The sequence below is a fragment of the Sporosarcina luteola genome (assembly GCF_007991495.1).
Taxonomy (GTDB): domain Bacteria; phylum Bacillota; class Bacilli; order Bacillales_A; family Planococcaceae; genus Sporosarcina; species Sporosarcina luteola.
In genome coordinates this window covers 122,886-133,777 of sequence record NZ_BJYL01000020.1, presented here as the reverse complement: position 1 = coordinate 133,777, position 10,892 = coordinate 122,886, and the positions used below count along the sequence as shown (strand labels likewise).

At 42.6% G+C, this 10,892-nt stretch carries 10 protein-coding genes; 4 read left to right on the top strand and 6 right to left on the bottom strand.

The annotated features are described in order from the left end of the window. Positions 1 to 141 precede the first annotated feature (141 nt). Entirely contained in the window at positions 142 to 1,044 is a 903-nt protein-coding gene (locus tag SLU01_RS08250) for a DMT family transporter (RefSeq protein ID WP_147057149.1), read from the bottom strand. A 115-nt stretch (positions 1,045 to 1,159) separates the two neighbouring features. Between SLU01_RS08250 and SLU01_RS08245 the strand changes: the two genes are divergently transcribed. After that, a complete protein-coding gene (locus SLU01_RS08245) occupies positions 1,160 to 1,882 on the top strand; it encodes an MgtC/SapB family protein (protein WP_147057147.1) in 723 nt (240 codons plus the stop codon). 15 nt (positions 1,883 to 1,897) lie between these two features. Further along, on the top strand, positions 1,898 to 2,908 hold the full coding sequence (locus SLU01_RS08240; protein ID WP_147057145.1) for a cation diffusion facilitator family transporter: 1,011 nt from the start codon (positions 1,898 to 1,900) through the stop codon (positions 2,906 to 2,908). A gap of 78 nt (positions 2,909 to 2,986) precedes the next feature. Here SLU01_RS08240 and SLU01_RS08235 read toward each other — a convergent pair whose 3' ends face one another. Beyond that, a complete protein-coding gene (locus tag SLU01_RS08235; RefSeq protein WP_147057143.1) occupies positions 2,987 to 4,153 on the bottom strand; it encodes an iron-containing alcohol dehydrogenase in 1,167 nt (388 codons plus the stop codon). Between the two features lie 262 nt (positions 4,154 to 4,415). On the opposite strand from SLU01_RS08235, the gene SLU01_RS08230 reads away from it, so the two are divergent. Continuing rightward, positions 4,416 to 4,658 carry a DUF378 domain-containing protein gene (locus SLU01_RS08230; protein WP_147057141.1) on the top strand — a complete coding sequence of 81 codons (243 nt, stop codon included), beginning with the start codon at positions 4,416 to 4,418 and terminating at the stop codon, positions 4,656 to 4,658. Between the two features lie 50 nt (positions 4,659 to 4,708). Here the strand turns inward: SLU01_RS08230 and SLU01_RS08225 are convergent, their stop codons facing one another. From SLU01_RS08225 to pruA, 3 genes are all read right to left on the bottom strand, one after another. Next, on the bottom strand, positions 4,709 to 5,953 hold the full coding sequence (locus SLU01_RS08225) for a Glu/Leu/Phe/Val family dehydrogenase (RefSeq protein ID WP_147057139.1): 1,245 nt from the start codon (positions 5,951 to 5,953) through the stop codon (positions 4,709 to 4,711). A gap of 85 nt (positions 5,954 to 6,038) precedes the next feature. Beyond that, positions 6,039 to 7,232, bottom strand: coding sequence for an ornithine--oxo-acid transaminase (locus SLU01_RS08220; protein WP_147057137.1), 1,194 nt, complete (start codon positions 7,230 to 7,232; stop codon positions 6,039 to 6,041). A gap of 182 nt (positions 7,233 to 7,414) precedes the next feature. After that, entirely contained in the window at positions 7,415 to 8,959 is a 1,545-nt protein-coding gene (gene pruA, locus SLU01_RS08215) for an L-glutamate gamma-semialdehyde dehydrogenase (RefSeq protein WP_147057135.1), read from the bottom strand. A gap of 141 nt (positions 8,960 to 9,100) precedes the next feature. On the opposite strand from pruA, the gene SLU01_RS08210 reads away from it, so the two are divergent. Continuing rightward, the gene (locus SLU01_RS08210) at positions 9,101 to 10,408 is read left to right on the top strand and encodes an AAA-type ATPase lid domain-containing protein (protein WP_246110929.1); all 1,308 of its coding nucleotides are present in this window, start codon (positions 9,101 to 9,103) and stop codon (positions 10,406 to 10,408) included. Between the two features lie 52 nt (positions 10,409 to 10,460). Here the strand turns inward: SLU01_RS08210 and yugI are convergent, their stop codons facing one another. Continuing rightward, positions 10,461 to 10,835 carry a S1 domain-containing post-transcriptional regulator GSP13 gene (gene yugI / locus SLU01_RS08205; protein ID WP_147057133.1) on the bottom strand — a complete coding sequence of 125 codons (375 nt, stop codon included), beginning with the start codon at positions 10,833 to 10,835 and terminating at the stop codon, positions 10,461 to 10,463. Positions 10,836 to 10,892: the final 57 nt, after the last annotated feature.

Below are 10,892 nucleotides of genomic sequence, written 5' to 3'. Positions count from 1 at the left end.
ATCGCGCCGTCTCTTTCACAGCGACCTCTTAATCATAACACGGTGTCTCTATCGAGTCAACAACTTTTTTAAATTCTTTTTTCGAAGTTGTTTTTGTCTCTCAAGGACATGTACTAATATACAACATAGCCAAATAAGAAATCAAGCCTTTTTTAAAAATAATTTTTCTCGAATCTTTTTCACATCGACAATAAACAGCAGAATGCCTGCTATGACTACAATTCCACCCGTTATTTGTGCTACAGAAAGTTTCTCATGGAGTATATAGAATGCAAGAACTGACGCTCCTACAGGTTCAAAAAGAATAGCGATTGAAATGACATTTGTACTGACCCATTTAACTGCCCAATTGAAAAGCGAGTGTCCGAGCAGGTTTGGGATAAGCGCTAGCATGAAGAACCAGAACCAATTCGAAGTGGAATATGGACCGAATGACTCCCCTTTTATAAGTACATAAAAAAAGAGTGTAACTGTACTGATTGAGTATAGAAGAAACGTATAAGTAATAAGAGACAGTCGCTTACGCACTTCTTGACCGAAAAGCAAGTAGGCGGTAATCAATGCACAGGCCGCCAAAGCGAGCATATCTCCGAAAAAAGCGGTTCCGCTCAATTGGAAGTCGCTCCAACTGATGATGATACTACCCGCTATAGCAATAACTGCCGACAAGATCGTTTTAAACGATAGTTTTTCTTTAAAGAAGAAATAGGTGCCTACAAAAGCGAATATCGGCTGCAATGTTACGAGAACAGTTGAACTTGCAACTGAGGTGTAGTTCAACGATTCAAACCAAAGAATGAAATGAAAAGCTAGGAAAACTCCTGCAATCGTAGAAAAAATCCAGTCTTTCTTTGTTAAAAGAAAAACTTCCTTCCTATATTTAACTAAGAATAACGGAAGCATGAGAATGACTGTAAATAACATACGATAAAAAGCAATAACTCCGGCATCCGCTGTCGCTAGTTTTACAAAGATTGCCGAGAGCGCCACTGATATCACGCCTACGATTATCGGGATATAGGGATGAACTGCAGGTTTTTCCATAATGCACACTTCTCTTTCAATGGAGATATAGGTTAGTTTGTAACCTTTTTAGGATAAAGACAATATAAAGAGTATAACACATCTTCATTCGAATGAAGATAGTGGGGGGAAATCAATGGAATGGATTATGAATAACTCAATGTACCCGGAAGTATTAATTAAAATTGGAATTGCACTAGGTTTAAGTTTAATTATCGGAGTAGAGAGGGAAATTAAGAAGAAGCCGATTGGTTTGAAGACTAGCGCCGTTATTTCCACATTCAGTTGCCTGCTAACTATTGTATCAATAGAAGCAGCTTACCTTGTTCCTGCACGGAATGATATTAATGTAACAATGGACCCACTGCGTCTAGCCGCGCAAATCGTAAGCGGAATCGGGTTCCTTGGCGCGGGTGCAATTTTAAGAAGAGATAACGATAACATTACCGGTTTGACGACAGCGGCAATGATTTGGGGAGCTGCAAGCATTGGAATTGCAGTAGGTGCCGGTTTTTATATCGAAGCGGCGTTTGCCGTGCTAAGCATTCTCTTCGTCATTGAGGTCATTGCACCTGCTCTTGGCAAATTCGGTCCAAAAAGAATACGTTCGAAGGAGGCTGCGTGCATTGTCGTCGTTTCGGATAAAAGTAAAATCAATGATCTTATCGAGATTTTGAATTCCGAAAATATGAAAGTAGAAAACCTGCGCATCCGGCAATTGCACTTTGACGATAAACCTTCAGTGCATGAAGTCGATTTTCGTCTTGATGCGCTACCAAGAAAAGGAACCACACAATTATATATTGAACTAACAGAGCTCTCTTACATTGAATCAGTCGAAATAGAAATCTATCCTTAATGGAGGCTAATATATATGAAGGATATTTTACGTCTGTTGAAGGACGGCAATAAGCCATCTCTGCTGGCAGGCATTGTGAATGCTGCTATTGCTATCCTGAAAGCAGTTGCCTATGTATTAACAGGGAACGTTGCCATGTTCGCAGAAACGTTGCACTCCTTGGGGGATGCAGCGAACCAATTTTTCGTTTACATAGGTTCCGCTCTTTCAAAGAAGGCGCCGACCCCCAATTTTCCGAACGGATTCGGAAGAGTTGTCAACCTTGTCTGTTTAGGTGCTGTTATTATCGTTGGTATTATGTCATACGAGGCGGTGAAGGAAGGTTGGCATCACGTATTGAATCCAACTGAAACAAAAGGGCTCCTCATCAATCTAAGTGTGTTAGGACTTGCAACGGCACTGGAATTTACCGTTTTATTGAAAGCATCAAAAGAAATTGCACATGATTCAGGACATGCCTATGGCGGTTTGAAAGCCTTCACCTACAGTTTGACCAATCTTGGTAAAGCAAAACCCGCGACTAAATTAGTCTTTATGGAAGACTTGGTTGCAACGATTGGAGGGATATTGGCTTTCACCGCGGTTTTAATCGCCCATTATACCGGTTTCTTACGTGCGGAAGGTATAGCGTCCATGTTGATCGGTTTCATGATGTTTTACGTAGTCGGTAAAATATTCCTTGAAAATGCAAGAGGTGCGATCGGCGAAACGGATGAGGAAATGTTGAATCATATTGCGCAAATTATAGCCGAAGATCCTGATGTAAAGGATATCCAAAAAGTCGAAGTGATCAAAGAAGGAGAATACCTTCATGTGGAGGTAATTGCCGAGGTGGATCCGACAAAAACGGTCGCCTATATCGATGATGTAAGGGACAGGCTCATGTCTTTAGTATTGAAGCAAAAAGGAGTCCGCGAAGCATTGATTTCATTCGATGAAGACGATGGGATCAAAACTTGGCAAGGGGTAAATGAACCGAAGATGTCTGAAGAGACTCGGAAAAAACTGCCTGAAAATAAAAAGTAGAGGGGAGACTGATACTTCCCCTCTACTTTTTTTAATCCAGCTCCAGGTGTAAGAGTCGGGCACCCGTAGCTTTTTCTATTATAACGATGCTTCCAAAATGGATTTTACTTCTTCTTCACTTAGTTGAGCAAATCCACCGAGCGGGCCATTGACAGCCGCCTTCTTTGCCATCAGGTCAATCTTCGAATCATCAATTCCATAATCCGCAAGTCTTTCGGGCGCACCGATCGCCGTCCAATAAGCCCGCAGTTTGTCGATCCCTTCATTCGCAACTGCATCATCTGTTTTGCCCTCCGGATTTACTCCGAAGACTTTGATGGCCAGCCGCGCATAGCGAGCCGGGTTCAACTTCAACGTATATCTCATCCAATGTGGGAATAAAATCGCCAAACCGCCCGCGTGCGGAATATCGTAAACCGCGGATATGGCATGCTCAATGTCATGCGTCCCCCAGTCCCCACCATTATTCCCCATGCCTAGAAATCCATTCAACCCCCATGTACCGCCTAGGAGGATCGTTTCACGCAACTCATAGTTTTGCAAATCGTTAACGAGCTGTTCACCAGCCACCATAATCGCACGTAATGCCCCCTCGCATAACTCGTCTTGCAAAGGAGTATTCGTTGCACGGTGGAAATATTGTTCGAAAATATGCGACATCATGTCTACAATGCCGTAAACAGTCTGATCTTTCGGCAGGGAAAGTGTGTACGTTGGATCTAGAATCGAGAATTTCGGGAAGTTAAGCGGACCTCCCCATCCGTACTTTTCTTCAGTTTCTTCATTAGTAATAACAGAGCCCGCGTTCATTTCGGATCCAGTTGCCGCAATCGTCAAAATGGTGCCGAACGGAACGGCTTCTTTCGGAGTAGCTTTCCTTATAACAAAGTCCCATGGATCTCCGTCATATTTTGCCGCTGAAGCGATCAACTTCGTACAATCAATGACCGATCCACCCCCGACAGCAAGAATGAAATCGATATTATGTTCCTTGCATAATTCCGCTCCCCTCTTCGCTGTGGAAAGGCGAGGGTTCGGCTCGATACCTGAAAGTTCGAAGACCTCTTTATTTTCCTTATTCAAGATTTGCATCACTTCATCATAAAGCCCGTTCTTTTTAATGCTTCCTCCACCGTAGACAACAAGGATTCTATTACCGTAGGCTGATAATTCTTTCGTAAGCTTCTTAATGGAGTCTTTCCCGAAAATGAGCTTAGTCGGGTTGTAGAATGTGAATTCCTTCATCTTAACTTCCTCCTCTTTCCTTGAAAAGTTCTCGTTAACGACTTAATAGTTCTCGTTACTGCCAAGTCTGTTCTCATTCATGTGTGAAAAGTTCTCATGTCTCCATAATAGTTCTCATTCATGTCCACTGAGTTCTCATTTTCACATGATAAGTTCTCATTCTTTCCAAAGAGTTCTCGTTTCCCATTATCCAAGAACAAAATCCGGGAAGCAAGTATGAAAAGACATGTATCGGGAATCCTAGGAATAGGAGGCGATTTGTTTGGAAAGAGTTCGAAAAATAGCATTAGCAATCATTATAATAGGAGCTTTTAATTGGGGAGTCGTCGGGCTTTTCAGTTTCGACGTTGTCGCACAACTTTCAAATGGTTATGCAAAACCGCTTGCTCGCTTTTTCTATATGATAGTAGGGGTTTCAGGACTTATTTCATTAACGATTTTATTTGAAAGCCTTAAAGTACCTAGCAAAAACACAGCAGCTATCATCGAATCGGAAAAATTTTAAAAGCATCTCCCCATAGAAGGGAGATGCTTTCTTATATTGACTTATTTAGATTATGCCCATCCTCTGAAACGAGAAGCTTCCGCAGTTTTACGGATGCCGATCATATATGCAGCAAGTCTCATATCGATATTTCGTGTGGATGAAACATTATAGACGTTTTCAAATGCTTCTACCATTTTAGAAGTCATTTTTTCACGAACTTCTTCTTCAGACCAGTAGTAACCCATATTATTTTGAACCCATTCGAAGTAAGAAACTGTCACGCCACCTGCACTAGCAAGCACGTCAGGCACGAGAAGGATTCCACGTTCTGTTAGGATTTTTGTTGCTTCAGAAGTTGTAGGGCCGTTAGCTGCCTCAACAACAATGGAAGCTTTAATATTATGAGCGTTCTTCTCTGTAATTTGGTTTTCGATTGCTGCAGGAACAAGGATATCACAATCCAGTTCCAACAATTCACTATTCGAAATGGTGTTGTCGAAAAGTGTTGTCACCGTTCCGAAACTGTCGCGTCGATCTAATAGATAATCGATATCCAAGCCTTCCGGATCATGAAGTGCGCCATACGCATCGGAAATACCGATTACTTTTGCACCAGCGTCATGTAGGAATTTGGATAGGAAGCTTCCAGCGTTACCGAATCCTTGGATTACAATACGCGCACCCTTCATATCAATTCCACGTTTTTTAGCAGCTTCATTGATAATGATTGTTACGCCTTCCGCTGTTGCGCGGTCGCGACCTTGTGAACCACCAAGCACAATCGGTTTACCCGTAATGAAACCTGGGGAGTTGAATTCATCAATTCTGCTGTATTCATCCATCATCCAAGCCATAATTTGTGCATTCGTGAAGACGTCAGGAGCAGGGATATCCTTATTCGGTCCCATTACCTGGCTCAATGCACGGACATATCCACGGCTCAAGCGTTCCAATTCACCCATGGACATTTCCCTTGGGTCACAAATGATACCGCCTTTACCCCCGCCATATGGCAAGTCGACAATACCAGCTTTCAATGTCATCCACATTGATAATGCACGGACTTCATCAGCACTTACTTCCGGATGGAAACGAACGCCGCCTTTTGTCGGTCCAACTGCATCATTGTGTTGACCACGGAAACCCGTGAACACTTTCACTTTTCCATCATCCATGCGTACAGGAATTCTAACCTCTACCATACGGATTGGTTCTTTTAGAAGATCATACATTCCTTCATCGTAGCCTAGTTTGTCAAGTGCTTCCTTGATGACAACTTGTGTAGACGTAAACAGATTCAGGTTTTCAGTCATTGTAAAAGTTCGCCTCTTTAATTTCATAATGTTTTCTTCGGACATATTGTAACACAGACCAAATCATTTTTGGGTACTTTTTAGGTTAACTAGCAAAAACTTTATTGATTCTTTCCAATGCCCAGTCAATTTCTTCCTTCGTTATCACTAACGGAGGTGCAAAACGGATGACAGTATCATGCGTTTCTTTGCAAAGCAAGCCGAGTTCCTTCAATTTTTCACAATACGGACGTGCTTCCTCTGTCAATTCAAGACCAATGAACAAACCGCGGCCACGTACTTCTTTTATCGACGGATGGTTAATATTCTTTAATTGTTCAGTAAAGTAATTTCCAAGTTCGATTGACTTGTCTGCAAGTTTCTCATCTTGGAGAACTTCCAATGAAGCAATAGAGACTGCACACGCCATCGGATTTCCGCCAAATGTGGAGCCGTGGGAACCAGGATTGAATACTTCAAGGATATCTTTATTCGCAACAACACAGGAAATCGGGAAAACCCCACCGCCAAGTGCTTTGCCTAGAATGTACATATCCGGCTCGAAACCTTCCCATTCACAAGCAAACATTTTACCGGTACGGCAAAGGCCTGCTTGAATTTCATCGGCAATGAAAAGGACGTTATGTTTCTTACAAAGTTCATATGCAGCTTTCATATAACCTGCAGGAGGAATAAGGATACCCGCTTCTCCTTGGATCGGTTCAATGATGAATGCAGCAGTGTTTGGCGTGATCGCTTCTTCCAACGCTTTTAAATCTCCGAAAGAGACTAGCTTTATGCCTGGTAGCATTGGTCCGAATCCACGTTTATATTCGGCTTCTGAGGAAAGGGATACCGCAGTCATTGTACGGCCGTGGAAGTTCCCAACGCAACCGATGATTTCCGCTTTATTTTCTTCTACGCCCTTTACATCATAAGACCAGCGGCGGGCAGCTTTGATAGCTGTTTCAACCGCTTCTGCTCCAGTATTCATTGGTAAAGCCATGTCTTTGCCTGATAGTTTACAAATAAGTTCATACCACGGACCTAGTTGGTCGTTATGGAATGCGCGTGAAGTCAATGTAACTTTATCAGCTTGGTCTTTCAGAGCTTTGATGATTTTCGGATGACGGTGTCCTTGGTTGACTGCAGAGTATGCAGAAAGCATATCCATATATTTATTTCCCTCAGGATCCTTTACCCAAACACCTTCAGCCTCGGAAATGACAATCGGTAGCGGATGATAGTTGTTGGCCCCAAATCTATTAGTTTGCGAAATGATTTTTTCAGAAATCGACATGCGTTTTCCCTCCCCATTTGTATGTAGAATGGAAGCAGCCTATGGGGCTGCTTCCGTAATATAAAAGATCAATTAAGAGATAACATATACCATTGCTTTCCGTTCCAGGCGGACGCTTTCCACTACAAGCAACAGACATCACAACAATATACAAACCATTAGTTCATCTTATAATAATCAAATCAGAATGTTTCAGATGTAGTTTTTCCTTGCATGTGAAGTTGTAGGTAATCCGGACCGCCTGCTTTTGAATCTGTTCCGGACATGTTGAAGCCGCCGAATGGTTGGTAGCCTACGATAGCACCTGTGCAACCGCGGTTGAAGTACAAGTTCCCTACATGGAAATCTTGACGCGCTTGTTCGATATGTTCACGGTTATTCGTGATGACTGCTCCAGTTAAACCGTAATCCGTGTTATTTGCAATTTCGATTGCCTCGTCGAAGTTTTTCGCTTTTGCGAGCGCCACGAACGGACCGAAGATTTCTTCTTGCATGATGCGTGCTTTCGGATCGACGTCCGCGAAGACAGTTGGAGCGACAAAGAACCCTTTCGAGCTGTCTCCTTCTCCACCTGCGATTAGACGACCTTCTTGTTTACCAATTTCAACATAGCTCATGATTTTGTCGAATGAAGCTTGGTCGATAACCGGTCCAGCGAAGTTGGATTGGTCAGTTGGATCTCCGTATGTCAATTCTTTTGTCAATTCTTCAACACGTGCAACGACTTGATCATACACATCTTCATGGATGACTGCGCGTGAGCATGCTGAACACTTTTGACCGCTGAAGCCGAATGCAGATTTAACGATCGATTGAGCCGCTAATTCAAGATCTGCTTCGTTATCTACTACGATCGTATCTTTTCCGCCCATTTCAGCGATTACGCGTTTCAACCAGATTTGGCCTTCGTTCACTTTGGAAGCACGTTCATAAATGCGCGTACCTACTTCTCTTGAACCTGTAAATGAAACAAAACGAGTTCTTGGGTGATCGACGAGGTAGTCGCCCACTTCAGCACCTGAACCAGGGATATAGTTGACAACTCCAGCAGGCATGCCCGCTTCTTCAAGAACTTCCATGAATTTATAAGCAACAACAGTCGTTGTAGATGCTGGTTTCAATAATACCGTGTTACCAGTTACTAATGCTGCCACTGTTGTACCTGCCATGATTGCAAGAGCAAAGTTCCAAGGAGAGATGACAACGCCAACTCCTAGAGGAATGTAATCGAAACGGTTGAATTCACCAGGACGGCTTTCAACAGGAATACCATCTTTTAATTTCAACATTTGACGCGCATAGAACTCGAGGAAGTCGATTGCTTCTGCTGTATCTGCATCCGCTTCGTTCCAAGGTTTACCTGCTTCCTTTGTTAAAAGTGCAGAAAACTCATGTTTACGACGACGAATAATTGCAGCCGCTTTGAAAAGAACGTCAGCCCGGAATTCCGGTGACACTTTTCTCCACGTTTTGAATGTTTCGTCTGCAACAGTCATTGCCTTTTCAGCAAGGTCTCTGCTCGCTTTCGAAACGCGGCCGATGACTTCTTCTTTGTTAGCAGGGTTTGTCGACACAAGTTTGTCTTCTGTCATAATGCGCTCGCCGCCAATGATCAAAGGATAATCTTGGCCAAGGTACCCTTCAACTTGTTTCAAAGCTGCAAGATACGCTTTTTTGTTTTCTTCATTTGTGAAATCTGTAAATGGTTCGTGTTTGTATGGAATCATTTTACTCCTCCTCAGTTTTTAGGCAGCAAAATTAATTTGCATTTATTCTGTGGTTACACTTATAATAATGCAAGAGATTGTTGCGCATTTCAAGTCTTTTTATTTATTTTACGATAAAAAATTAAACGGACGGTGTTATTCGTGGATAAAATCGAAAAAAACCTCTTTCTTTTATACGAATTTGCAGTGAATCGGGCTGGTGTCGGTATCCATGCAGTAGACAAATCAGGTCGAACCGTCATATATAACGATAAAATGAAAGCTATTGAAGGTTTTGAGTTGGAAGAAGTCGGTGATCGCTCCATTCTTGAGTTATTTAATTTTGATCATGAAGAAAGCACATTGTTAAAAGTGCTGCAAAGCGGCGTGGAACAATTGAACATCAAACAGACTTATTGGAATCGGAATGGCAATGAAATAACGACAATCAATGATACGTATCCCGTGTTTCATCACGAAGAACTCATTGGAGCTGTGGAAATCTCTCGCGATGTGACCGCTCTAGAAAAGTTCGTGCTGCATCCACTTCGAAAAAACAGTAGTCCTGTGACCTTCACTCAGATCATCGCTGCTTCAGAAGAAATGAAAACAGTGATTTCGACAGCACAAAAGGCATCAAGCACAAAATTGCCCGTTCTCCTTATCGGCGAATCAGGGACTGGAAAAGACTTGATTGCTGAAAGCATCCATAATGAGTTGTCCCCTACTAACGGTCCTTTCTACACACTTTACTGCAACCGATCAGATGCGGCGCTCATCGAGAAACTTGATGAAGACTTAAATATGTCGGAAGCATTCACGTTATTCTGTGAGCGGATCGATTTATTATCCATTTCTCTGCAACAGAACTTATATACTTTTTTAAAAAACTCAGTTCAACCGAGTCATCAATTCATCGCGAGCATCGGCGACGATCCTGTCGAATTGATTGCAAAGGGCGTTTTACTAAAAGATCTTTATTATTTTTTTGCTTCTTTTACAATCCGCGTCTCTCCTCTCAGGAAGCGGAAAGAAGATATTATGCCATTCATCGACTCCTATTTTGCCCGAAGAAAAGAACGTTTCGGATCCTCTTTAGAAGCCGTGACGCCAGAGGTGGAGAAGTTGTTCCTACGATATGATTGGCCTGGCAATATGCGCGAGCTGGAATTTTTACTTGATGAAGTTTCTTCACTTGCCACAACAGAAGCGGTTATCACCTATGATATGCTGCCGCTGCACTTCCGGTTGAAAAGTGATGCCGATAAACCGACACAGGCCGTCGATTTCATCGTTCAGCCTGAAAAGGAATTATTGCCGCTCGATCGATATTTAAAAGAAGCGGAAGAATACTACTTGCAAAAAGCGATGAAACTGCACGATGAAAATATTACAAAAACTGCACAGGCACTCGGAATGAGCAGGCAAAATCTGCAATACCGATTGCGGAAATTAAAAAACAGGAGCTAGGCGCGTTTGCCTTTCTCCTGTTTTATTTACGTCTGGTTCTGCTTTTGATTGCTCAATACCCAGATCGATCAATCCAGTCTTTCAGTTTGTCTTTTAACGAGTTGAACCCTTCCGCATCATGTTCTTTAACCTTATCCTGCAAGGATTTGCGGGAACGGTTTGTTCTCTGGTTAGTGGATGGCGCCTCTTGAAGTGCACGGATGGATAAACTGATTTTGCCAGCGCCTTGGTCGACTTCCAAAACCTTGACTTTCACTTCATCTCCAACAGCCAAAAACTCATTAATATCTCTGACGAATCCATATGTTATTTCGGAAATATGAACGAGACCTTGCGTCTCTTCGTCAAGCGCTACGAACGCGCCATAAGGCTGTATGCCTGTAACCTTGCCAGTCAGCTCTTCCCCCACTTCAAAGTTTCTTCCCATGTGAAACAGCTCCCAATCTTTTTGGTATCGAATCTGCCTATACGGCCATCCGCAATT